At 39.7% G+C, this 25465-nt stretch carries 16 protein-coding genes; 6 read left to right on the top strand and 10 right to left on the bottom strand.

Annotation, left to right across the window (positions count from 1 at the left end):
* The first annotated feature begins 8 nt into the window (after positions 1 to 8).
* On the top strand, positions 9 to 536 hold the full coding sequence (gene rimM / locus ACKWB9_RS08065) for a ribosome maturation factor RimM (protein WP_414002502.1): 528 nt from the start codon (positions 9 to 11) through the stop codon (positions 534 to 536).
* Here the strand turns inward: rimM and ACKWB9_RS08060 are convergent.
* From ACKWB9_RS08060 to ACKWB9_RS08020, 9 genes are all read right to left on the bottom strand, one after another.
* Entirely contained in the window at positions 529 to 3855 is a 3327-nt protein-coding gene (locus ACKWB9_RS08060) for a VCBS repeat-containing protein (protein ID WP_414002501.1), read from the bottom strand. The genes rimM and ACKWB9_RS08060 overlap by 8 nt on opposite strands.
* A gap of 138 nt (positions 3856 to 3993) precedes the next feature.
* Positions 3994 to 5715 carry a SusD/RagB family nutrient-binding outer membrane lipoprotein gene (locus tag ACKWB9_RS08055; protein WP_414002500.1) on the bottom strand — a complete coding sequence of 574 codons (1722 nt, stop codon included), beginning with the start codon at positions 5713 to 5715 and terminating at the stop codon, positions 3994 to 3996.
* 11 nt (positions 5716 to 5726) lie between these two features.
* The gene (locus tag ACKWB9_RS08050; RefSeq protein WP_414002499.1) at positions 5727 to 8867 is read right to left on the bottom strand and encodes a SusC/RagA family TonB-linked outer membrane protein; all 3141 of its coding nucleotides are present in this window, start codon (positions 8865 to 8867) and stop codon (positions 5727 to 5729) included.
* Positions 8868 to 9072: 205 nt separating this feature from the next.
* Positions 9073 to 11343 carry a GH92 family glycosyl hydrolase gene (locus tag ACKWB9_RS08045; protein ID WP_414002498.1) on the bottom strand — a complete coding sequence of 757 codons (2271 nt, stop codon included), beginning with the start codon at positions 11341 to 11343 and terminating at the stop codon, positions 9073 to 9075.
* A gap of 1 nt (position 11344) precedes the next feature.
* A complete protein-coding gene (locus tag ACKWB9_RS08040; RefSeq protein WP_414002497.1) occupies positions 11345 to 13678 on the bottom strand; it encodes a GH92 family glycosyl hydrolase in 2334 nt (777 codons plus the stop codon).
* Positions 13679 to 13683: 5 nt separating this feature from the next.
* Positions 13684 to 14799 carry a putative glycoside hydrolase gene (locus ACKWB9_RS08035; protein WP_414002496.1) on the bottom strand — a complete coding sequence of 372 codons (1116 nt, stop codon included), beginning with the start codon at positions 14797 to 14799 and terminating at the stop codon, positions 13684 to 13686.
* On the bottom strand, positions 14789 to 15877 hold the full coding sequence (locus tag ACKWB9_RS08030; protein ID WP_414002495.1) for a carbohydrate-binding family 9-like protein: 1089 nt from the start codon (positions 15875 to 15877) through the stop codon (positions 14789 to 14791). Before ACKWB9_RS08030 ends, ACKWB9_RS08035 begins: the two co-directional genes overlap by 11 nt.
* Positions 15878 to 15883: 6 nt before the next feature.
* Positions 15884 to 16849: a glycoside hydrolase family 130 protein gene (locus tag ACKWB9_RS08025; protein ID WP_414002494.1), complete on the bottom strand. Its 966-nt coding sequence runs from the start codon at positions 16847 to 16849 to the stop codon at positions 15884 to 15886.
* Positions 16850 to 16903: 54 nt separating this feature from the next.
* Positions 16904 to 18781 carry a sodium:solute symporter family protein gene (locus tag ACKWB9_RS08020; RefSeq protein WP_414002493.1) on the bottom strand — a complete coding sequence of 626 codons (1878 nt, stop codon included), beginning with the start codon at positions 18779 to 18781 and terminating at the stop codon, positions 16904 to 16906.
* A gap of 188 nt (positions 18782 to 18969) precedes the next feature.
* On the opposite strand from ACKWB9_RS08020, the gene ACKWB9_RS08015 reads away from it, so the two are divergent.
* From ACKWB9_RS08015 to ACKWB9_RS07995, 5 genes are all read left to right on the top strand, one after another.
* Positions 18970 to 20061 carry a sensor histidine kinase gene (locus ACKWB9_RS08015; RefSeq protein ID WP_414002492.1) on the top strand — a complete coding sequence of 364 codons (1092 nt, stop codon included), beginning with the start codon at positions 18970 to 18972 and terminating at the stop codon, positions 20059 to 20061.
* A complete protein-coding gene (locus ACKWB9_RS08010) occupies positions 20058 to 20774 on the top strand; it encodes a LytR/AlgR family response regulator transcription factor (protein WP_414002491.1) in 717 nt (238 codons plus the stop codon). The genes ACKWB9_RS08015 and ACKWB9_RS08010 overlap by 4 nt, the downstream gene beginning before the upstream one ends.
* A 141-nt stretch (positions 20775 to 20915) precedes the next feature.
* The gene (locus tag ACKWB9_RS08005) at positions 20916 to 22367 is read left to right on the top strand and encodes a sulfatase family protein (RefSeq protein ID WP_414002490.1); all 1452 of its coding nucleotides are present in this window, start codon (positions 20916 to 20918) and stop codon (positions 22365 to 22367) included.
* Positions 22364 to 23077, top strand: a complete 714-nt coding sequence (locus tag ACKWB9_RS08000) for a tRNA1(Val) (adenine(37)-N6)-methyltransferase (RefSeq protein ID WP_414002489.1) — start codon at positions 22364 to 22366, stop codon at positions 23075 to 23077. Before ACKWB9_RS08005 ends, ACKWB9_RS08000 begins: the two co-directional genes overlap by 4 nt.
* A 56-nt stretch (positions 23078 to 23133) precedes the next feature.
* Positions 23134 to 24312 (top strand): acyl-CoA dehydrogenase family protein, encoded by a 1179-nt coding sequence (locus ACKWB9_RS07995; RefSeq protein ID WP_414002488.1) that lies wholly within the window; start codon positions 23134 to 23136, stop codon positions 24310 to 24312.
* A gap of 529 nt (positions 24313 to 24841) precedes the next feature.
* Here the strand turns inward: ACKWB9_RS07995 and ACKWB9_RS07990 are convergent.
* A complete protein-coding gene (locus ACKWB9_RS07990) occupies positions 24842 to 25441 on the bottom strand; it encodes a precorrin-2 dehydrogenase/sirohydrochlorin ferrochelatase family protein (protein ID WP_414002487.1) in 600 nt (199 codons plus the stop codon).
* Positions 25442 to 25465: the final 24 nt, after the last annotated feature.

Here is a 25465-nt window from a genome sequence, read left to right as displayed (position 1 = left end):
AGGAAGCGATGGACAAGTCAGCTTGTTTCTACTTGGGCAAAATCGTTTCAAAATATAGTTTTAGGGGAGAAGTACTGGTAAAGCTGGATACGGATGACCCTGAAATTTACGAAAATATGGAATCGGTATTTGTTTCGTTAGGAAACAATCTGGTTCCATTTTTTATTGAACGATGCAGGTTGCATAAATCGAATTTACTTCGAATAGATTTTGAAGAAGTAAAAACGGAATCCGATGCCGATCGGATCATGGGTTCTGAACTGTATCTTCCGCTCACGCTTTTACCAAAACTTACGGGAAACAAGTTCTACTTTCATGAAGTGATCGGATTTACCATTATTGATGCGCACCATGGGGATATTGGAATTATTACAAGTGTTAACGATGCTACCTCACAAGCCCTATTTGAAGTATTAAAAGAGGACAAACAGCTTCTTGTTCCTATCAATGATCAGATTATCACCAAAGTGGATAGGGAGGCAAAACGAGTATATGTAACTACCCCGGAAGGGTTGGTGGATTTGTATATTAATTAGATCGTATTTTAAATATACCTAGTCTATCATTGTTGTTGCCAACTAAAATATGGGGATTTCCGTTAATTGTTATAGTCGTTAAGACTTTAACGTCATTAGGTAAAAAAAGACCTGATTTTTCCGCATTTAAATATGAAAATTCTCCCATACCTTTATTTAAGAGAACCATCCCATATCCGGCATCGTTTCTAGGGGTTTCAATTTCCGATACAAATATATTTCCGGCTATTATTAAATCTTTTAGGCCATCTTTGTTCAGGTCCTGTAAAAGAATGTCATTAATGGACGATATTTGAGCAATATCCGGAAAACCCATAAAATCAAAATTTCCATTTCCATTGTTTTTTAGTATCCCGCTCTTAAAATTATAACTGGACAAATGCAAGGCATTTTTTAGTTTGCCCACCCCATAGATATCCATGAGAGTTGACTTGCCGAACTGATCATATGTAGGCGTTATTTTTTTTATACTGGGCATTTGTTGTGAGGAACATTCCCTACCCCGAACAGGGAACAACTCCCCAAAATTGTAATACCCCAACACCAAATCTTTTTTTCCATTATCGTCAAAATCGGAGTAATACACTTCAAAAGGTTCATCTTTACTGGCCTTGTATTTATAATTTTCCCCTAGATTGCCCAATAGATAATCATCGTCACCATCTTCATCAATATCAAGGGGCGTAATGGAAAAATACCACCCGGTAAGGCTATCCAGGGGTTTTGAAACTATTTTTTTGAAGGTGTTATCGTTGTTTTCAAAAAAGGTGGGTGCCATCCATTCACCTACTACGGAGATATCCATATCACCATCGCTATCAAAATCGGTCCATCTGGCATCCGTCACCAAACCAAGATCAATTAACTCGGGAGCGGACGTCTTGGTAATATCCTTAAATATGCCTTTCTCGTTTTTTAACAAGTAACTTGTCTGGGGAGTAGGATAATCATGGGGTTTATGTCTTCCTCCTACAAAAACATCCATATAACCATCATTGTCAAAATCAATTGTACGTATTATAGAACTGCTTATGTTCAAATCTTTAGGAAGTAAATCCATTCTCTTTTTATACTTACCTCCTTTATTTTCATACAAGCGATCTGCATAGTTTGAAGAATTCGGGTCAAATTCATTTCCGCCACTTGTTACAAATAGATCCAGATCCCCATCATTGTCAAAATCGAAGAATTTTGCATTTACATCTTCATATATGGCATCTTCTTCAAAAGATTGATGTTCAATAAATTCCCCGTTGGATTTTTGAATATAAATAATAGATGTTTCACCGGTACTCTGGCCAAAATAGATATCTTCTTTTTTATCGCCATTTACATCTCCTACCGCTAGAGCAGGGCCAAATTGGGACATTTTATGAGGCAATAGCAGTTGTACCCCATAATCATCAAAATAATTTTCACGATGGGCAATGCCCAAGGGTTTATTTGTAGGAATGAAAAGCTTTTTTTGAGATTCATGGGTCTTGCCTTTAGGATATGTTTCCTCATTGTAATCGACGGTTATTGATCTATTGATTTTAGGGTCTATAATTTTTTGGGCCTTTCCGTCCGGCCAATGTACGATCAACGAATCTACTTTGCTTTTCTCTCCAAGTCCTATATGTATTTTTGGTGGTATGGATGATTGATAGCCCCTTACCATATAATTTTCAAAAACTTGTATTTCATCATCGTAGTGGACGATTACTTTAGCACCAATACCTTTACTATTGTTAGTAGGGCCATTAAATTGTAAACTTATAAAGTTCGAGGAAAACGTATCGGAATTGTTTTGAAGTATCATAGCTTCTTCATCCACATTGTTTATGACCAAATCCAAATCCCCGTCATTATCCAAATCGGAATAAGCGGCTCCGTTAGAAAATGTGGCGTAATTCTTTGGAAACCATTCCATGGATCTATTCGTGAAATTTAAACCTCCTTCATTTTTATAGAAATAATTTTTATGCGGTCTTTTCGGGGTTTTTGCCACTAAAGAATTTATCTTCTTTTTATTGGTCAAAGCATCGGAATTTTCTTTTCTGAAAAGCTTCATTTCAGCAAAAAAATCTTTGTTCCTAAAATCTTTCTTAATTCCGTTTGTTATAAAAATATCTTTTAGGCCATCATTGTCAAAATCCGCTAGTAAGGGTCCCCAACTCCAATCCGTATTGGAAACTCCAGTTATTTGGGCCACATCTGAAAAAAAGGGAATACCCGTGCTGTCTATATAAGTGCTATGTTTTTGCAGACCGTTGTACATGTATTGAAAATGGCGACCCTTCTCAACGTTTCTTCTAAACTTTTCAGGATTCATGCTGGCCATACTTGTTTTCATGCCATAGTTATCCTCTGAGACCATATCCAAGGTCATTATGTCCATAAAACCATCATTGTCAAAATCCGCAATATCATTTCCCATTGAAAAATTTGAAATATGATTCGTGGCTTTTTTTATGACTTCCTTGAATGTGCCGTTTTTTTGATTTATGTATAAATAATCCCTTTCGTCATAGTCATTGGAGATATAGATGTCGGGCCATCCATCCATATTCAAATCACTTATACCAATACCGAGTCCATAAGAAATGGCATTGCTATAAATGCCGACTTCTGCTGTACGGTTTACATATTTACCGTTTTCATTAACATAGAATTTATCCCCTAAGGGTGAAACGGTCTCTGTTCCTCCTGCTCCAAAAGATTTTGGATTATGATTCATTAAATACATGTCCAAATCTCCATCCAGATCAAAATCAAGAAAGGCGGATTGAATGGAATAACTGGCATCATTTAAGCCATAGGAACGAGCCGATTCTTCAAAATGAGGAATTCCTGAACTATTGAAACCTTTGTTAATGTACAGCTCGTTTTCAAGTAAAGATCTTTTTTCATAAGGTCCGGACTTGCAGATATAGATATCCAATAAACCATCACTGTTAATATCTACCATATTCACTCCTGTTGTCCATCCTCTTTTGCCCTTGGTATTGGAATTTTTGGTAATATCCTCAAACTTTAGGTTCCCTTTGTTCAGGTAAAGTGCATTGGAACTTAGGTTAGAGGTGAAATAAATATCATCTAAACCATCGTTATCTATATCTCCAACGGCAACACCCGCACCATTGTAAACATATTCATAGATAAATGAATTGGTCAATTCATTTTCGGTTATCTTATTGATAAAGTGAATATTGGTTATATCACTATTCAGGTTTTCAAAAAGGGGAGATGGCCCCGATTTTTCTGTTTTACATGAAATGGCCAGCATAATGGCAGCCATAAAAGAAACTTGTGTTTTAATTGTGGCTTTTCTTTTCATTGATTAAACAATAAGCGATCCGTGATTAAGATGGTCAAATATTATGAAATGTATTTAAAAGAGTAAAGGAAGAATTGCTCTTCCTTTACCCAACTTAACTACTTAAAACTAACTTAATTTAAACTATAAAATAATTCATTATTGTGCAAACCATAAAGTGGTTCCTTGTCTGTCTTCTCCTTGGATAGGCTCTACGGCAGAAAAATTAGGGTTGTCCTGAGCTCCTGAACCATAACGTAATCTTTGAGGATAATCTCCATCTAAAGTTCCAAGCCCAAAAATAATAGGGTCGGACACTCCCGCTGCCAAGTCACTTGGATAACCGGTATCCCGTACTACAGTCCATGCTTCGAACCCATCAGTATAGCTTACCAACCAACGTTGTAAAGCTATTTTTTCAAGCTTTTCATCTACAGTGCCCGTTGAAATATCGGCGATAGTTTCAGTAGCTATATAGGTTTCTGCATCTCCATCTGGAATACTCCATAACTTCATGGCTTCCCTTATTCCGTCTGTAAATAAAGCTTGGGCATCACCACCCGATAATCCTCTTACTGCTGCTTCAGCCTGTAAGAAATAGGATTCTGCACTTGTGAGAACAATTTCAGGATAGGCGTCTACTTGAGAACCCTTAGGTTGAATCACCCGATCACTGGGTGTACTGAACAAATCATAACGTACATAAGGATAAGTGTCTCCATTAATTCTTGTGGGTTGTCCAATAAACTGTCCTGCAGGGACTTCTAAAAAAGTAGTATCTGCGACTGTGGAAGTTGTATAAGTCGCACCGGCAGTATCAAGTGTTTCAAGAATAAAATCAAGACGTACTTGGAAATTTGGATCAATTCGAGAACCATCATCAGGGTCTGTGGCATCAATAAATCTAAACTCTCCTCCTTTTGCTGGTTTTGCATAAGCTGATAATCGGGGATCATTATAATCTTGTAATAAATTGATAAGAGTAGCTCCTATTGTCCAATCAGAACCTCCTCCAAAATTGTGCCAAACATCTCCATAGGCAGCTGCTGCCCATTGGCTAATGACAAAATCTTTTTTCATAACTACATTTCCTCCCCATAAATCTAAGTCACTTCCACTAATCCTATCCAAAAGTGGTGCTGATAAAGCCTCAGAAATTGTTTGAGAGGCAAAATTTTCACCTGGAGCTCCCAACGCACGCATACCGATTCTAAGTTTAAGTGTATTGGCCAATTTTTTCCATTTTTGCAAATCACCTCCCAAATAAATATCATTTTCTCCAACATCATCGACCCCAACTCCGGTTCTTTCTGTGGAACCTATGATATCCATGGCCTTATTCAAATCAGCTATAATACCTTGGTAGATTACAGACTGTTCGTCATACTTTGGCGTTAAGATTCCATCAACACCGGCTTCGGTAAATGGTACCATTCCAAAGGTATCTGTGTACATTTGATAATACAATCCTTTTATAATCAATGCCATGGCGAACATAAATTCATTCTCCAGTTCTGCTCCTTCTTCCACTTGCCGACTAAAATCCAAGACATTACCAAGATAACCGGACAACCAACCAAAAGAAGCATCAGTGAATCCAGCACTATAACTATATGCTAGTTCATCTGGCCACCAAGAAGAATTGTGGCCAAAAGTAAAATGACCGGCATAGCGATCCGAATGAATCAAATGTGCTCTCCAATACGGAAAACGATCAGGAGAATATAATCGGAACTGAGTGTCCGTTAAAAAGAATTTGGCACTTACCTCTTCGGTAAGAAATCCATTCTGGTCCGTGTTCAATTCATCAAAATTTTCGGTACAGGACGATATCAAAATCAGACATAATAGTCCAAATACCATTAATTCAATTTTTTTCATCATACAATTTTTTAAAAGTTAACATTTAAGCTAAGTCCAAAACTTCTGGTTGTTGGCAGGGCATAAAACAAAACTCCTTGGCTGAAGTTGGATGTAGAGTAACTCGATTCCGGATCGAAATTTTCAGCGTCTTTATATAAAAATAATAAATTTCTTCCAACAGCGCTCAAAGATGCACTTTGTATAAATGTATTTTCTAAGAACTTTTGCGGTACATTATAAGTCAAACTTACTTCACGTAATCTTACATTAGTTTGGTCAAAAACATATTCTGATCCAATATTACTGACCGCACCCCAGTAGTCCTGAGCACTTATAGTAGTGGTATTTGGCGAAAAAGTACCATCATCATTTTCCACGACACCATCGACCAAAATACCACTTTCACGGAATTGTAATGATCTTTGGGATACCCCTGAAGCATCCAATGCAGCATCTGTAAACGAATATACCTCACCTCCTATACGGAAGTCAACGAGGGTATTCAACGTGAAATCCTTATAGCGGAAGGTATTGGTAAACCCTCCTGAAAAATCAGGTTGGTAATTGCCAGATTTTTCCCGTTGCGAAGTGGCCTGTGGACGGCCTTCGGCCGTAACGATCAACTGCCCGGCATCATTGCGCAACCATGTAGTCGTTTCAATATCACCAAAGCCTTCCCCGGCTCTACCTACAACGGCAACGGTACCTCCATTATCAGAACTAAAATTAAATAGATCTTGTCCTTCAATCAAGCTCACGAGTTTATTTCTATTTCGTGAAATGTTTCCAGAAACATCCCATGAGAAGTTTTGAGTACGGATCGGAGTTCCCCCAATCAATATTTCAAAACCTTTGTTGGTAATCTCACCCACATTTGTTCTAAATTCATCAAACCCAGTTCCGGGATCTACGGGCACATCAAAAATCAAATCCTTTGAATTGATATCATAATAAGAGATATCGGCAAAAAAGCGATTCCCAAAGGCTCTAAGTTCCAATCCTATCTCTGATGAAGTCACGTCTTCAGGGCGAAGATCTTCACTAAAAAGTATTCTTTCCCTATTAACTACAACATTATCTAAAAACCCGTTGGCAGCAACCCTAAAAACATTTACCAGTTGTTGGGGGTCGGTATCGTTACCAACTGTTGCCACACTACCTCTTAGTTTTAATAAATCTATAGAATTGCCCAAATCGAACATTTGGTCGAGCAGTACACTCAAACTTGCAGAACTATAAAAATAAGAACGATTGCCGGCAGATAAAGCGGATGACCAGTCATTTCTTCCTGTTATATCCAGATACAACATATCATTATAGGACAAAGAAGCTGAACCATATATTGAGTTTACACTTTTACGGACTCTAGCGTCTTGACTGGCAAATAAATCTTCAGTATTGTCTAAAAATGTCCTTCCAGGTATTTTGAAATTCTCTCCTCTAGTAGTTGATCGCAATGCTGAAAACCGAAGTGCATTGGCTCCTACATTAGCCGTTAAATTAAATTTGCTGCTTAAATCTTTATTGAACATTAACAAGAAATCATAGTTGGTCTCTGTTCTGTCGTTTCTTTCAAAATCAATATTACCACCCTGAAAGAAATGATGCCCTACTTGGGTTACTTTTTCAACATCCTGGGTAATATCATCTGTACCTGCTCTTACAAAGATGGACAACCAATCATTAAATTCATATTGTAATTTAGCGAAACCGGTGACACGGGATCTTCTATCTTCATTGGAATCATGGTTTAAAATCCAGTATGGATTACCTCCTGCTGAAGTAGGGGCGATTACCCTATATATGGCTAAAGGATTGTTAGGGTCTACGGGTCGAATCGGGCTTTGCAAATCCTGGAACACCTGTAGGTCCGAGAGTCTTACATTTCTTGCCAGTGGCCATAGATAAGCCGCCACCCCTTCTGTTCCTTGATTCGGCCGATTACGTGCCGTCTGTTTAAAATAGGTAACTCTGGCATCCAAGGTCAATTTGTCCGATAAATTGGTAAATGCCCTTAGATTGAAATTATCTCTTTGGACCCCTGAATTGGGCAGAATAGATTCGATATCCGAGTTGGTATAAGAGAATCGAATGGATGATTTTTCAGTGCCGCTACTCAATGCCAAAGTATTTACAAAACTAGTTCCTGTCTCAAAAAAGTCTTTCACATTGTTTGGTTGGGCCACATACGATCTTTGTTCTCCATTGTAGGCCAATTGCGAAGACCCATCAAAACGTGGCCCCCAAGAACCTGCACCGGCCACTGTATTTGCCTGTACCGATAACGGATCACTTGCATTAATTTGAGGAAAAACACCATCAGTACCTCGTCCATATTCATTTTGATATTCCGGTAATACCAAAGGGGTATCGAAAGTGGCATTAGAGGTAAATGAAATCCCCAGACCTTTTCCCAAGGTTCCTTTCTTAGTAGTGATAATAATGACCCCGTTACTGGCTCTTGAACCATATAAAGCGGCTGCGTTAGGTCCTTTTAAAACAGATAATGATTCAATGTCATCTGGGTTAATATCTGAAATACCCGAACCTAAATCACCAATATTAAACTGTCCTGCACCCGTTGGAGCTCCCAAAGCGGAATTGTCGATCGGCACACCATCGATAACATAAAGGGGTTGGTTGTTTCCCGTAATGGAGTTATTACCCCTGATTACCACACGGGTACCTCCACCAGGGCCCGATGTTCCTTTTGAAACCACTACTCCTGCAACCTTACCGGCCAAAGAGTTGACCACGTTAGCTTCTTTTGCCAAGGAAACGGCATCTCCATCAACTTTGGTAACGGCATAACCCAAAGATTTTTTCTCTCTGCTGATACCCAAAGCGGTAACCACCACTTCATCCAATTGACTGGCATCCTCTTCTAAAGAAGTGTCTATTGTGGATTGCCCGTTTACCGCAATTTCAATGGACTTATATCCCAATGAAGAGAAGACCAAAATTGCGTTGTCGCTTACATTGATGGCGTAGTTTCCATCAAAATCCGTGGAAGTTCCGTTGGAAGTTCCTTTTTCAATAACATTGACACCCGGCAAGGGAATGCCGGACTCATCCGTTACAGTCCCTGTAACGGATCCATTTTGCGCTATTATACCCTGTGTAAAGAGCAATAATAGCACAGTCAAAATACTAAAGACTTTTTTGTTCATAAATTTTGAGTTTAGTTAGGTAATATAAATATGACAGTGAAAATCCTGACTGTAGAAGGGATATGAAAAATTATTCGACTAATAACTAGCGTGAAAAGCTAAATAACAATTTCTTAAAAATGTTTTAACTTCTTTAACTGAACTTATTGGTAATGAAGGGTTGTGGTGCTAAGACGAGAAAAGAACGGATACACGTACAAATTCCTTAAGGTCTTAAATAGAATTTTAATGCATTTGAATTCACCAAATCTTGATGGCTTATAAAAAAAATGGGTAGCTTTTGATCTCCCGCAGTAATCTGTTTTATTTGGCCCTTACCATTTTTTGAAATTACTATTTTATCCTTATGGTAATACTTTTTGTTCAGATGTAGGGTAATTTTGTTAAAACTAGGTGTTGTCAAGGCATAAACGGGGTTTGCCGGGTTTATAGGATATATGCCCATCATGGAAAATACTGCCCAGGCACTCATTGTTCCCGTATCGTCATTTCCGGGTAAGCCCTCAGGTAGATTTTGATAATGCTTGGTCAAAAGTTCCTGAACTTTTTCCTGGGTCTTGAATTCTTGCCCGGGAACATAATTGAAGAGGTACGGGTACATAATGTCCGGTTCGTTGGCCATGTCGAACTGTTCGGAATCAAAAACTTTTTCTAGTTGCCGAACAAACTTCTTCTTTCCGCCCATAAGCTTTATAAGGCCAGGTATGTCATGGGGTGCCATGAAGGTATATTGCCAGGCATTGCCCTCAATAAAGCCTAAATTTTTAACAAAGTTGGCACCGTTATTCGGATCATAAGGTGTAACCCAACTGCCATCTTCATTTTTAGGCCTTAGTAAATTTAAGTCCTTATCCAATAATTTACGATAGGAGATGGAACGCTTTGAGAAATGTTTGAAATCATTTTTCTTTCCCAATTTTTTTGCGAGCTGGGCAATGGCGTAATCACTTATGTTGTATTCCTGGGTGGTGGAAACGGAGCCGCTGTTTGTGGTGGCCGTGGTAAGATATCCATATTTTAAATAGTCTTCCAATCCGGGCCTGAGAGGGTTGTTTCTGATTTGTTTTGCACTTTTCAACATAGCTTCATATGCTTTTTCAACATCGAAATCCCGTATTCCCTTGAGGTACGTATCCGCTATAATGATTCCTGCCGGATCCCCGACCATAGTAGTTGTTTCCGTAGCGTTCAGTTCCCATTTGGGGAGCCATCCCGATTCGTCATAAATCTGTAACATGCTTTTGATCATGTTGGATTGTTGTTCGGGATATACCAAGCTCATTAGTTGGTGTAAATTTCTATAGGTGTCCCAAAGCGAAAAAACGGTATATCTGGTCCCGTCCGTCTTTAATGTTTCCCTTGTACCCATTTTGGGATATTCCCCATTGGCATCGTTTAATGTATTGGGATGTATCAGGGTGTGGTAAAGTGCGGTATAAAATTTAACCTTATTTTCTTCACTCCCTCCTTCAACTTCTATCTTGGCCAAATGCTCGTTCCATTCTTTTTCCGTATTTTTTAAAACTTCATCGAAGGAATTGCCATCGGTCTCTTTTTTAAGGTTTTTCCGGGCGTTTTCTATGCTTATATAGGAAACCCCTATACGCATTTCTATCGTAGTGGGAGCATCGAAGTTGTAGTGTACAAAGGCCCCGATGCTATCACCGACTACTTCTTGCATGAATCCTTTTTTGATGAGCGGTTCACCATTATAATTTTTTCCATGGGACTGCATCCATTGTGATTCTACTCCGGTAATTTTAGACGACTTTTTCCAAGTGCCATATTCGGTCGCCGGCTTTGAAAATTTAGCCACAAAATAAACAGGATAGGCTTCTTCGGGTTTGTAATAACAAAAAGAACCTACGGTTCTGACACCTTCAATTTCAGTAGGTGATATGACCCTGACCCTCGCACCCTGTTCATTGGTAAGCCCCAATCCTAAATTTAAAAGAATATTGGCCTTGCCTTTGGGAAAGGTGTATCTGCTTATTCCTGTGCGTGTAGCTGTGGTAGTCTCGACTTTTACATCATACTTGTCCAACCGATTTGAATAATAGCCTACTTTGGAGATTTCATCGGAATAGGTCGAACCGTATTTCAAATGATCTATTTCCAATTCCCCGGTCGTAGGCATGGCTAAAATAACGCCTAGTTCCGGGCAACCAACACCACTTAAGTTTACATGACTGAATCCCGTTAAAAATTTATTTTCATGAACGTAAGGAGTGGATAGCCACCTGCTATCTTTTTCCAGAGGCAGATTCTGATCGCCGGCAACATTAAAAGGGGAAATGTTTACCATTCCCCTTACGGCGATGGGACCGGGGTTGGTAGTTCCAAAGTTGGAAGTGCCAATAAAGGGATTCACATATTGTATATAATTTTTGTTCTCAACAGATTGAGCTTGAACGTTGTTTGTGGCCAGGATACATAAAAATAGAAACCAGGGTATGAGGTTGAATCGTAATTCCATATTAATTAAGGTTTTTGGCGAGGCTCAGGGAATAGGGGATGTCTTTTTCTCCAGAGGCCCAATTCTTGTTGGGGTCGGAATCCATTGAAAAATAGAGTTCACCGCCATTTTGTATGCTATCGTATTTCAGAAAGGTTTTGCTATAATCCTTCCCATTTAATTTAGCTGAATTTATGTAAAAGTTGTCCTTTGAATTTTTAGGAGCTTTGATCGTAAAAGTATTTCCATTATTCAAGTTTATGGTCGCTTTTTTGAACAGGGGACTGCCGATTACATATTCATTAACGCCCGGGGTCACCGGATAAAAACCCAAAGCACTAAATACGTACCATGCGGATGTTTGCCCATTGTCTTCATCGCCACAATAGCCATCTGGATCGGGGGCATATAATTTGGTCAGTACGGTTCTGATTTTTTCTTGCGCCTTATGGGAACTATTTACGTAATTGTAGAGGTAGATCATGTGTTGAATGGGTTGATTTCCATGGGCATAGTTCCCCATGTTCATTATCTGCATTTCCCTGATTTCATGAATGGTGAACCCATAATAGGAATTGTCAAAATCCGGGGGCATATCAAAGACGGAATCCAATTGGTTTTCAAACTCTTTTTTTCCGCCCATTAAATGTATGAGGCCATTAATGTCATGAAAAACGGACCATGTATAATGCAGGCTGTTCCCTTCGGTAAAAGCATCGCCCCATTTTAATGGATTAAAGGGACTTTGAAAGCTACCGTCTTTATTCTTTCCACGCATCCATTTGGTAACGGGGTCAAAGAGGTTTTTGTAGTTAAGGCTTCTAACATAAAACTTTTCGGCTAGTTGCGTATCTCCAAGTTTTTCGGCCATTTGGGCAATGGTGAAATCCGCATAGGCATATTCCAGTGTTCGTGCTGCATTTTCATTGATACCTACATCATAGGGCACATAGCCCAATTTATTGTAATAGTCTATTCCTTCCCTCCCAACGGATCGTATAATAGTGCCATTGGAGGTAGGCCTGTTTGCCGAAGTTTCTGCATTTTTGACCATGGCTTCCAGTAAGATGTCCCGATCTTTTATAGAAATCCCTTTTGCGTAAGCATCCGATATTATGGGGGCCGAATTGGAGCCGATCATACAATCCCTGTGGCCGGGACTGGCCCATTCCGGCAGCCAACCGGACTCTTTATAGGTATTTGCCAGACCTTCCATGATATTGGAGTTCAACTCCGGGTAAACCAAGTTGAAAAATGGGAAAACGGCCCTAAATGTGTCCCAAAACCCATTGTCCGTAAACATATATCCGGGTAAGACTTCCCCGTTGTATGGACTGTAATGGACTATTTCATTGTTCCGGTCGTATTCATGGAGTTTTCTGGGAAATAATAAAACACGATAAAGACAGGAGTAGAAGGTTCTTATGTTGTCAACATTATCATCTTCAATTTGAATTTTACTTAATTCATTTTCCCAAACCTTTGTGGCTTTGGACAACGTTTCATCAAAATTGTCCGAGCCTATCTCCCTGTCCAAGTTCAATTGAGCCTGCTCTGGACTTATAAAAGAAGAGGCAACTTTTACATGTACCTGTTCCCCTCTTTCTGTATTGAAACCAACGATGGCTCCTGAGTGTTCTCCTCTATTCTCGATAGTATTAGGGTGTAATGCCCAGTTATCTCCCCAAGTATGCGTCAATTCAAAATCCTTATCAAATTCGGCCACAAAATAATTATGAAAATTTTCTGGAACACCTCCACTGTTATTTCTGCAATAGCCGATAATTTTACGTTCCTCGGGAATGATTTTTACCATGGAACCCTTAAAAAAACCATCCAATAGAATGTATGAGCTATCTTTTGGAAAGGTGAATCTAAAATGTGCGGCCCGCTCCGTTGGCGTAACCTCTATTTCGGTATCATAGTCCGCAAGATAAGCTTTGTAATAATTGGGTTTAACGGTTTCCGATTTATGTGAAAACCACGAGGCCCGCTCGTCTTCCTGAAATTTAAGCTCACCGGTAACGGCCATGAGCGAAAAGGCGGCATAATCATTTATCCAAGGGCTTGGCTGATGCGTTTGCTTAATGCCCCGTATTTTATTGTCATCATATTTGTAGGTCCAACCGTCTCCCATTTTTGAGGTCATGGGTGTCCAAAAATTCATGCCCCAAGGCGTTGCGATCGCCGGATAGGTATTTCCGTTTGATAATTCAAACGAGGAATCGGTGCCCATTAGTGGATTTACATGGTCCAGCAAAGAAACGTCTTGATCTGATGTTAATCCGATGCTCTCCGTTTTACATCCTTGGAAGCATATCAAAATTAAAAGCAGATGAATAAATGACCGGTGCATAATTGTTAGTTGTTAAAATTCTTGATAACACCCCATTGTTCATCGGTAATGGCAGGTCCATCAAAAAAGGAAACGCCTTTTGCCCCGTTCTTTTTGGCCAGCATCATGGCGGTCCTTAGTTCATCTGCTTTCATGTCGGGAACATAAATTCCAGTATGTAGTTCTGTATTTTTCCCCTTTAAATCCCTTACACCTTGCCCCGTAGCATAACCGATCCAGTCTATTTCTTCATTATAAAAATTGTGATAGATCATAGGTAGCACCACGTCAATATTCCATTTGTCCCATCGTTGACGTACCATATGGTCGGCCATCTCCGGATATGGAAATACTGCTGCGGTCAATATTTTTCCATTTTTATGGGCAATTTTATGGGCATCGTCCACAATGGCCTTTATTCTATTCAACCTAAAATTTTTCCATTCCATGTCTATGGATGGATTTTTTGATTCTTTTGGACTTTTATGATGTATTTTTTCGAACTCGGAAACACAGACATCACAATAGCAAAAATCAAATTCTGGCAACTCCGTATCCTGGGTAAGATCATATTTGGGCAAAAGGCCAATAGGCAAGAATATGTCCGAATAACGAATGTAATCCAGATGTACGCTGGCAACGCCCTTTACTTTTGCCAAGCCTTCGACCAGGCTTAATATGTGTTCACGAGATTCTTTTCTGGTAGGGCAAAGCCATTTGTAATAATCCACGTAGGGAGGTTCATCATGACAGGATTTGCCTTCTTCCCTGCTTACGGCATACCAGTCCGGATGTTGCTCGGCCACCTTATCTCCGGGCCTGTTAACCGTAAACATCCAAGCGTGTACCTCTAACTTGAATTTTTTGGCAATGGGTGCCAATCGTTCCAATAGCTTTGGATTGGCGTAGGTATTGATCAGAACGGCATCGACTCCATTGGCCGCATACTTGGCAAATTCCTCCGAGAAAGAACTGTCCGTTCTTTTTTCATCAGCCGTGACCCATGTCCAAATTTTAAATTTTGATTCAGTTTGCTCTACAACGGAAGTTGATGTTGTCGCTTTTGTATTCTTTTGATTTTGACAGGAGGTCAAAGAAATGACCGCAAATAGGCAAATCGTTTTAACGAATTTACTGTTCATAAGTTTCAAATTTTCCATCATTGTGAATTACTAATTTTTTGTTGGTGAACGGGCTTTTTGCCCAAATATCAAACCCAAAGGCGTTCTTTTCCAAGATGGGGAAAACCGATTTTCCCAATATAATTTTAGCATCGCTTTGTAGCCGGCCATCTATGGATTTCCAGATTGTTTTCCTTTGGTTTTCATCCCTGTAATCCCTAAACAATTTATACAAATACCATTTTATGTGTTCGTCCTCGGGAATTTTAAAATTGGAATCCGCTCCCACCTTGTCCGAAGAGAAATACACATAACCCCAGTGCTCCGGCTCATGCATATTTATGACCCCTTGTGGTGACCATACCCAATTATGTTCATGCAGATACTTTCCGGAACTATCCTTTTTTCTGGAGTATCTGCCATTTTTTAGATCAAAGTCCCAATTTACCCGGGAAAAGTTTATCCTCCAATATTTATTTTTAGGGATAACGGTCTTTCCACCAGGTTCGGTTACAAAGGACCAGGGTATGGCAATTTCCACTGTCCACCCTTCGTCAATGTCAGATGGGTTATTTAAAGTCCCATTAATATGAACGGCCGATCGTAAGCCCTTAAAATCCCATCCGCCCAAAATTCTTCCTTTATTCCGATAGGGTTTGGAAAGGAACAGGTCCCAAATAGTATTCAGGGCGTTCATTTCGTATTCAAAATAATTATGTGTATCGCCTTCGGGGTCTATGAAAATTTCAAAATCGTTATTGTAAAAAATAATGGTGTCCCTTTGTTTTAAGGTCGCCCAAACATGCGGTTCTTTAATTTCGGCGAGAAAATAGAGATATTCCGTATCCCACACCATCTTAACACGTGTTTGATAGGTAGCTGCCTTATCCCCTTCAATATCCTTAAAAACTTGGGACCATTTGGCCTTTTTCCAGGAAGTCTCCTCCATTTTGCCATCGATTTGTATCGTTTCAATCGTGTTTTGGGCAACGTAGCTTCTGGGAACGTTCTGGGCATATAAAGAAATACAGCCAAAATACAAGGCAAACAGAAGGAATAAGGTTGTGCTATTTTTTAATTTTGAGTAAGGACTTTTCATACTATACTAAATACTATTTTTCTTTGTGAAATCTATAATTTCCGAGAGCCTTCCAAAGGCTATTCCGACTACTGTATCCGCGGCACCATAATAAATGGCCACTTTGTCCTCTTCATGGGAGTGTAGGGAGGCACAGGGGAAAACTACATTGGGCACGTCGCCCATACACTCATACGGAGTCTGGGGCGATAACAGGTATTGCCGTGTTCTGTATTTTACCTGATTAGGGCGGTCTTTGTCCAATATGGCCGCACCCATGGAGTATCTAAAGCCGTTACAGGTATTTATAACACCGTGGTAGAACATAAGCCAACCTTCATCTATGCGAATGGGCACGGATCCCGCACCTATTTTTGTACACTGCCAGGCACTATCCGTAAATGGGGTTACTTTCATAACACAGCGGTGTTCTCCCCAATACTTCATATCCGGACTGTAGCTTATATAGATATCTCCGAAGGGGGTATGCCCATTGTCACTTGGTCTGCTTAACATGGCATATTTTCCATTTATTTTTTCGGGAAACAGTACACCGTTCCTGTTAAAGGGCAAAAAGGCATTTTCACATTGAAAAAACTCCTTGAAATCAAAGGTATATCCTATGCCAATGGTAGGCCCGTTATAACCATTACACCAGGTAATCCAATAACGGTCCTCAATAAAAGTGACCCTGGGATCGTATTTGTAATCCGAGTGGATCATATTGGTATTCCCTTCTTGGAAAATTATGGGTTTATGCTCAATATCCCAATGGAGCCCATCTTTGCTAAATCCTGCAAATACGTTCATTTGCACTGCTTTGTTATCACATCTAAAAACTCCGGCATAACCATTGTTAAAGGGTACTACGGCACTGTTGAAAATACTGTTGGAAGTTGGGATGGCATCTCTTTTGATAATGGGATTTTCAGAATACCGCCATAGAACTTCCGAATGGTCTTTTGGTTTTTCTTGCCAGGGAATAGAAATCACTTTACTATTTTTTTAAGTGTTAATGAATTGAAAATGGAATTTAAGTCAAAATAATTAATCCGGGATTTTCCTTATTTGATCCAACCATGTATACTTAAGCAGTATTGATGTGCCTAAAAATATAAATAGGGCGATAAGGGTTTTTGGATAGTCCCGTATCATGAAATAAATAGGTAAAACGATCATACTGGATTGCCATACGATTCCAATGATACAGTTCATCATGTCCCCATAGAATTTTTTATTTGGTTTTATCCGGTCGTCATCTTGTTTTAATCGTTTGTAAACCGGTTTCCAAAACCCCCAGGGGCGGACATTTTTATAAAAAGACTTGAGTACGTCCATTTCCGTAGGCTGTGTTAAATAAGTACCTAAAAAAGAACCTAAAAGGGAGAAACCAAAAATAATGGGGAACAGATAAATGGCATGCATATGGCATAGATCGAACAATAGTGTTCCCTCTGCAATATTTCCTTTGTTCTGATCCAATATAAATTGTAGTGTGGCAATGAGCAGCCCTGCCAGCATTCCCCAAAAGTACCCCCATCCATTAAAACGCCACCAAATCCATTTTAAAAAATTGGAAGCTACATAGCCCCCAAAAAGGGCACTCGTGATCCATAGGGTCAAAGAATTGATGGATTCTGCAAAGAACCCCATAAAAACCCCTAAGAAAACTACTAAAAAAGATGCTATGTGGCTTACTTTTATATAATGCTTGTCAGAGGCTTCCGGCTTAAAATATTTTTTATAGATATCATTTACGATATAGGCGGGACCTGCATTTACAAAAGCCGAAAAAGTAGACATGAAAGCTGCCAGTAATCCAGCCAGGAGCAATCCTTTGATGCCCACGGGTATATGGTTGTTGATTACTTTGGGGAGAATTATTTCCAGGTCGGCACCTTTTAGATCGGGGTTGGCCGCCATTTCAGGCCCCAATACGATCAATGCAATGACTACGATTCCCGTTATAAGAAGGTATCTGGGAATAAAAAGCACCAAATTGGTGAATCCGCTCATATAGGCCGCTTCTTTTACGGATTTAGTGGATAAAATCCGTTGCAGGTCATAACTTGGGGTAGGGCCCGCCACACTGGCAAAAAAACCTTTAAAAAGTGTCATGCCTATTAAGGCTCCGAACATTTTATAACCTTCGGAATCAATAAGGTCATTAAAGGCCTGAAATTTTTCGCCCCAATGTGTGCCGAGTTCTTTACCAAAAAAAACGTTTTTCCATTCGGCAGATACAACCGCATTTAATTCGACATCCGATATTGTAAAAAAAGCATAACCGGCCACTAATAAACCCGCTACCACCATAATCGCATACTGTAAGACCTCTGTGGCTACAACAGAGAACATGCCTCCTTTTATCGTATAAACGGTCGTTAAAAAAATAATGATCAGTGCGTAACTTTGTTCGGAATCCAGGAGAACGGTATTCCCTATCTCCAATGCCAAGTCCCATGGAAGGATAACGGTCATAAATTTACCGATCCCCTCAAAGAAATACGCAATAAAACCAACGGCGGCAACTATGGCGAAAACAGCAACGATACTATGTGAGGCCCTGCCGGCCCTATCATCCCCAAAACGTGTTAAGATCCATTCCGATCCTGTCATAATATTTGAACGCCTTATCCATACGGCCAGGAACATCATTACGAATATTTGATTCCAAATAGGCCATAACCACATGAACATAAAGCTTTTGGCCCCATATAAGAATAGTAATCCTACCATCCATGCCGTTCCGGAAACATCGAACATGCCCGAACCATTGCTCAACCCCAAATAATACCATTTGATGTTGTTGCCCCCCAAAAAATAAGACTTAAGGCCTTTAGAGGCTTTTTTAGAAACCCAGATACCCACTGTTAGGGTCAATAGTATATAAACAAGGATAATAAAGACATCGATTAGATTCATTCCTGCCGGGCTAAACTTTTTTTCTAAGGTTTTTGACTACTTTAGTGTCTATAACATCTCCTTTATATTATTTGGAGCGGTATGTTAACAGTTGGAAATGTTAATAAATTTAACTTTATAAGGAATAAAATTAGACCAACAACTAATGGTCAAGGCCAAACGTCATAAAAATAGAAAAAAGCAAAAACATGTATGTGAATAGTAAAATCGAATATTTTTTAGGAAAGGACAAAGATTCTGATAAGTATCGTATAAGCTTTTGGCATCATGTTATTTTCTGGGGATTTTATTTTGTGTTCAATACGATAAGATGGAGTAGTGTACATGATGATTTTATATATTCCTTGAAAACGAATTTGATCGGATTTCCCATCCATATTCTGCTGACTTATTTTAATGTTTATTATTTAATGCCCAGATTTGTATATACCAGAAAATATTTTACATATGCTTTTCTCGTCTTGGTGTCTCTTTTCGTCATGTTGTTGGCAAAATATAACCTAACGTATTATTTGGTAAGCACAAATGTATGGCCGGAAGGCCCCGAAAATATAGATAGTTTAACTTTTGATTATGCGTTGCAGACCATGATAGGGGAACTCTACGTAGTATCTTTCTTTACCGCTATTAAGTTGACTATAGACTGGCTAAGGGAAAACAGTAAATTGTATGACCTGGAAAAAAGGCAGCTGACCACTGAGTTGAGGTTCTTAAGGTCTCAGGTATCACCACATTTTTTCTTTAATACGCTCAACAATATTTATTCATTGACCTTGGAAAAGTCCGACGAGGCACCGGAAGTTATCCTTAAACTTTCCGATTTAATGCGGTATCTTTTGTATGCCACCAAAAAGCGTCGGCAGGACCTGAAAAGCGAAATAGAGTGTATACGAAATTATATAGATTTGGAAAGGATCAGGTTTGACGATACTTTAAAAATTGATATGCGTATTTCCGGTGACTTGGAGAATTATAAAATAGCTCCAATGCTATTGGTTCCTTTGATAGAGAATTGTTTTAAGCATGGTGCCAGTAAGAATATCGGGGAAATGTTCATAAATATCGATCTGGCCGTTTCCGATGGTTTTATGACCTTTGAAGTGGCAAATACGATTCCCAATGCAAAAGCAAAAAAAGAATTGCCCACCAGATCTGGAGGAATCGGTTTGTCCAATGTTAAAAAGAGGTTGGAACTGGGCTATAAAAAAGAAGATTATAAACTGTCTATTTTTGAGAAAGATCAGATGTTCAATGTTATATTAAAACTTAAGGTCATATGAAACTTAAAGTAATAGTGGTAGATGATGAACCGTTGGCGATAAATGTGCTTAAAAACTATATAGGCCAGGTCAAGGAACTTCAATTGGAAGGCACTTTTTCCAATGCTATGGAAGCATCGTCCTTTCTAAGGGACCATGTAGTGGATATTATATTCTTGGATATTAATATGCCCTATTTGAACGGATTGGAGTTTTTAAGTACGCTTCATGTAAAACCTTTTGTAATTATGATTACGGCACATGAAGAACATGCCTTGGAGAGTTTTGATCTGGAGGCCATAGATTATATGGTAAAACCCGTCTCCTTGCCCCGGTTTTTAAAATCCGTGGACCGGGTTATCGGTCTAAAGCAGGGAAGTATCGTATCTGAGGAGAATGTTAAGAATGAAAAACCCAGCATTTTTGTCAAAGTAGATAAAAAAAGGCTTCAGAAAATTTTTCTGGACGAAATTATGGTCGTGGAGAGTCTAAAGGACTACATCCGTATAATTACGCCGACGGCAAAATATATCGTTCATAGGACCCTAAGCAGTTTTACGGAAGAACTTCCATCGGAACACTTTATAAGAATACACAGGTCATATACCATAGCAGTTGGTAAAGTAAACGCAGTAGAAGGTAATAGTGTAGAAATAGGCGGTATTAGGTACACTATAGGACGAAGTTATATAGAGGATGCAAAAAGTAGGATCCTAACGAACTTGAAAAGGTGAGATGAACATGAATTTTTTAATCAAAAACCACATAGCGATATGATCAAAACAAATTTATGGGAGAGCGGGTTCAGCATATAATTGCATGGGTTCTTAAGTTTTTAGATAGCTTGTTCATAAATGGTTAAAAAATTCAAACACATGAAAACTATCGTTCTTTATAAGATAAATATTGAAAGGTTATTGCCGTTACTTCTTTTGGTTCTGTCATCCTGTGGAAACAGGGAACAAAATAAAAATACAGAAAGGGTGCCCAATGTTGTACTGATTTTTACGGACGATCAGGGCTATAATGATGTTGGTGTTTTTGGAGCAAATGATATTGCTACCCCCAACTTGGACCAAATGGCCCGGGAAGGTGCTATGTTGACCAGCTACTATTCCGCCCAGGCGGTTTGCTCGGCTTCAAGGGCGGGTATTTTAACAGGTTGCTACCCAAACCGTATCGGTATTCATAATGCCCTGGGGCCGGACAATACCCATGGTATAAACGCTTCCGAGACTACATTGGCCGAAATGCTCAAGTCAAAAGGCTATAAAACAGGCATATTCGGTAAATGGCATTTAGGACATCACCCGAAGTTTCTGCCCACTAGACATGGGTTTGATGAATGGTTCGGGATACCCTATTCAAATGATATGTGGCCTTATCATCCGCAGCAAGGGCCAATTTTTAATTTTCCAGATCTGCCCCTGTACGAAAACGAGACGGTTGTAGATACGTTAACGGAACAATCACAATTGACCACCCGGATTACCGAACGTAGTGTCGATTTTATCCATCGCAATAAGGATGAACCATTTTTTTTATATGTGCCGCATCCGCAACCACATGTGCCGTTATTTGTGTCGGACAAGTTCAAAGGGAAATCCAACAGGGGGTTGTATGGTGATGTAATCATGGAACTGGACTGGTCCGTAGGGCAGATTATGGAGGCGTTAAAAAACAATGGATTAGAGGAAAATACGATTGTTATGTTTACCTCGGATAACGGCCCGTGGCTATCTTATGGGAACCATGCCGGGAGCGCATTGCCCTTTAGGGAAGGAAAAGGAACCGCCTGGGAAGGTGGACAGCGAGAACCGTTTATCATTAAATACCCGAAAGCGATTCCGGCCGGGAAGACCATTGCCGTCCCGATCATGGCCATAGATATATTGCCCAGTATTGCCGAAGTAACCCAGGCAGAACTACCAAATAGAACCATTGATGGTAAGAGTGTGTGGAAGGTGCTTACGGGAGAAAGTAATGAAAGCCCCCAAGAAGCTTATTTCTTTTATTATAGGGTGAACGAGCTTTTTGGTGTACGTTATGGAGAATGGAAATTGTATTTTCCACACCGGTATAGAACGATGATCGGACAAGAACCGGGTAAGGATGGATCGCCGGGAAATTACAAAATGATAGACATGGAGGAAATTGAACTATATAATGTGGTCAATGACGAGAGTGAGATCAAAAATGTGGCCGCAAAATACCCTAAGATAGTTGCCGAGATTAAGTTATTGGCAAATAATATGCGCTCACGTTTGGGGGATTCGCTTTTAGAATTGGAAGGCTCGGAGACCAGACAAGCGGGGCAATTGGAATGAGCGAATCGTTTAAATTCAAACAATTCAGCATACATCAAGATCGTTGTGCCATGAAAATTGGTACGGACGGGGTGTTATTGGGTGCATGGGCTTCTTTGGATAAAAAACCCAATACTATTTTGGATATTGGTGCAGGAACCGGACTCATTGCCTTGATGATGGCACAACGAAGCGATGCCGAAATAATTGATGCCATAGAAATAGAAGAAGCGGCCTACGAACAATGTGTGGAAAATTTGGAAAACTCCCCATGGGGTGATCGGTTGTTCTGCTATCATGCTGGCCTGGACGAATTTGTTGATGAGGTAGATGATAAATATGATCTTATTATTTCCAACCCACCTTTTTATTCGGAAGATGTTTCAAGCGGAGATAAAGCAAGGGACAGGGCAAGACAAAATAATTCTTTGCCTTTTGATGAGCTTTTGGAAGGTGTTCGGAGACTCTTGTCCAAGAACGGTGTCTTTTCGGTCATTGTTCCCCATAAAGAAGAAAGGCTGTTTATTACAGTGGCTGAGAAACAGGGTCTTTATCCGAAACGGATTACCCGTGTAAAGGGAAATTATGAATCGCCCGTGAAACGAAGCCTATTGGAGTTCGGTTTTGCGAGGATCAATCTAACGACAAACGAACTTGTTATCGAAATAAGCAGGCAAAAATACACTTCTGAATATATGCGATTGACAAAGGCATTTTATTTAAAAATGTAACTTTTCAAGGTGTCATCGTTATATTTCTTTAATTACCTTTGGTAAAATTTATTGCTATGCGACCGGATTTATTCGAAGCTCCCGATTATTATCTTTTAGACGATCTACTGTCCGAAGAACACAAATTGGTGCGTGGTGCCGCCCGCCAATGGGTAAAACGGGATATCTCCCCCATCATTGAGGAATATGCCCAAAGGGCTGAATTCCCAAAACAAATCATTGGTGGTTTAGCAGAAATCGGGGCTTTTGGTCCCTATATTCCGGAGGAGTATGGAGGGGCCGGTCTGGATCAGATAAGCTACGGCCTTATCATGCAAGAAATTGAGCGAGGCGATAGTGGCGTGCGTTCAACTGCTTCCGTGCAATCTTCATTGGTTATGTACCCCATTTTTACTTATGGGACAGAAGAACAACGCAAAAAGTATTTGCCCAAATTAGCCACTGGTGAATGGATGGGGTGTTTTGGGTTGACTGAACCTAATCATGGTTCAAATCCGGGTGGAATGGAAACCAAGTATAAAGACATGGGTGACCATTATTTGCTAAATGGCGCCAAGCTCTGGATATCAAATTCCCCTTTTGCAGATGTTGCTGTGGTATGGGCAAAAAATGAAGAAGGACGAATACATGGTCTTATTGTTGAACGTGGTATGGAGGGTTTTTCTGCCCCGGAGACCCATAACAAATGGTCTTTGAGGACCTCTGCCACAGGAGAGCTTATTTTTGATAATGTCAAAGTTCCAAAAGAAAACCTTTTGCCGGGAAAATCCGGTTTAGGTGCTCCGTTGGGTTGTTTGGATTCTGCGCGTTACGGTATTTCTTGGGGAGCTATAGGTGCCGCAATGGACTGTTATGATACGGCACTAAGATATGCCAAGGAACGTGTACAGTTTGGAAAACCCATTGCCGCCATGCAATTGCAGCAAAAGAAGCTTGCGGAAATGATAACGGAAATTACCAAAGCACAGTTGTTGGCCTTTCGGTTGGGGCAATTAAAGAACCAGGGGAGGGCCACTACGGCACAAATCTCCATGGCCAAGCGCAACAATGTAGAAATGGCCGTTAAAATAGCCAGAGAGGCAAGGCAGGTTTTGGGAGGAATGGGGATTACCGGGGAGTATAGTATTATGCGCCATATGATGAATTTGGAAAGTGTAATTACCTATGAAGGTACCCATGACATTCACTTACTGATTACAGGTGCGGATATTACAGGGCATCAGGCATTCAAATAATTTAACCTATTCCTTAGATTGGCTTAACATTAATACAGAATCGGCAATCTATTTTTGCCGTGTTCTTATGGAGCACGTGTTAGTATTTTTGAGTTAGTTAGTTTAAGCCGATAGGAGTATCGGCTTTTTTTATTTTTTTGCAGAGAATAAAGTTATGGCTTTTTGATCTGTATTTTGCCGTACTTGGGTTGCGTGCGTCTTAAATTATACCTGTAAAACATAAATCGTAACCTTTACCACATATTCTCTGGTGTTCACAACAAACCTTTTTAGGAAAGGCATTGCTTTTCTATTTTTACAGTGTTAGAAAAAGAATTAAATTTTTTCATTTTCATATAGTGTTCTCGTAAAAGAGTCCGATCTTGATTGATCGGGCTCTTTTTAGTTTTAAAGAATGGTCAGGTATCGAACCGGTACTTGTGAGTGGGATAATTGTCCGGTTTGTTTTCTGTGGTATCATCTGGACAACTAAAATCTTTTGTCCGGTGTTATGGTGGATGGAGACTTTTCCCGATTTTATGAAAAGTAACTACTTCTGATTTTTATTTTCCCCGGTTTTGTTGACCAAACCTTTAGTGAATTCGTTTAAGGCTTCTACTTTTTCCTCAAAATTCCCTTTGATGGTTTTTCTGTATTCGTTCAGGTTTTGGACAAGATCATCAATATTTTCCGGAATTACATCTTCAAAAAACTGTCTTAGACGTTTTGCCGTGGTCGGTGATTTTCCATTGGTGGATATGGCTACTTTTACATTGCCTTTTGTGACGATCCCACCCATATAAAAATCGCAAAAAGGAGGATTATCGGCTACGTTCACTAAAATGCTTTGTGCCCTACAGTCATAATAGACCTGCTCGTTAACGGCTGCCTTGTCCGTAGTGGCAATAGCAATATGTTTCCCTTTTAGATATTTCTTGTTATACACATCCGTATGCATAATGATTTTATACTCTTTGGCGAGTGCAACGGTTTCTTTCCGAAACATGGGAGATACTATTTCTACCTGTGCATTGGGGCTGGATTTCAATAAAAAAGTAAGCTTTTCCAACGCAACATTTCCGCCCCCTACGATCAATACATTTAAATTACTGACTTTTAAAAAAACAGGATATAATTCGTTCTTTTCCATAAGCTTATTTTCTAAAGAATAAAG

Origin of the sequence: Maribacter spongiae (assembly GCF_047345125.1) — a bacterium.
GTDB lineage: Bacteria > Bacteroidota > Bacteroidia > Flavobacteriales > Flavobacteriaceae > Maribacter.
This window is presented reverse-complemented; position numbering and strand designations above follow the sequence as displayed.

Coding starts and splice junctions, on each gene's coding strand:
- rimM (WP_414002502.1), top strand. CDS start 9: ATGGACAAGTCAGCTTGTTTCTACTTGGGCAAAATCGTTTCAAAATAT.
- ACKWB9_RS08060 (WP_414002501.1), bottom strand. CDS start 3,855: ATGAAAAGAAAAGCCACAATTAAAACACAAGTTTCTTTTATGGCTGCC.
- ACKWB9_RS08055 (WP_414002500.1), bottom strand. CDS start 5,715: ATGAAAAAAATTGAATTAATGGTATTTGGACTATTATGTCTGATTTTG.
- ACKWB9_RS08050 (WP_414002499.1), bottom strand. CDS start 8,867: ATGAACAAAAAAGTCTTTAGTATTTTGACTGTGCTATTATTGCTCTTT.
- ACKWB9_RS08045 (WP_414002498.1), bottom strand. CDS start 11,343: ATGGAATTACGATTCAACCTCATACCCTGGTTTCTATTTTTATGTATC.
- ACKWB9_RS08040 (WP_414002497.1), bottom strand. CDS start 13,678: ATGCACCGGTCATTTATTCATCTGCTTTTAATTTTGATATGCTTCCAA.
- ACKWB9_RS08035 (WP_414002496.1), bottom strand. CDS start 14,799: ATGAACAGTAAATTCGTTAAAACGATTTGCCTATTTGCGGTCATTTCT.
- ACKWB9_RS08030 (WP_414002495.1), bottom strand. CDS start 15,877: ATGAAAAGTCCTTACTCAAAATTAAAAAATAGCACAACCTTATTCCTT.
- ACKWB9_RS08020 (WP_414002493.1), bottom strand. CDS start 18,781: ATGAATCTAATCGATGTCTTTATTATCCTTGTTTATATACTATTGACC.
- ACKWB9_RS08015 (WP_414002492.1), top strand. CDS start 18,970: ATGTATGTGAATAGTAAAATCGAATATTTTTTAGGAAAGGACAAAGAT.
- ACKWB9_RS08010 (WP_414002491.1), top strand. CDS start 20,058: ATGAAACTTAAAGTAATAGTGGTAGATGATGAACCGTTGGCGATAAAT.
- ACKWB9_RS08005 (WP_414002490.1), top strand. CDS start 20,916: ATGAAAACTATCGTTCTTTATAAGATAAATATTGAAAGGTTATTGCCG.
- ACKWB9_RS08000 (WP_414002489.1), top strand. CDS start 22,364: ATGAGCGAATCGTTTAAATTCAAACAATTCAGCATACATCAAGATCGT.
- ACKWB9_RS07995 (WP_414002488.1), top strand. CDS start 23,134: ATGCGACCGGATTTATTCGAAGCTCCCGATTATTATCTTTTAGACGAT.
- ACKWB9_RS07990 (WP_414002487.1), bottom strand. CDS start 25,441: ATGGAAAAGAACGAATTATATCCTGTTTTTTTAAAAGTCAGTAATTTA.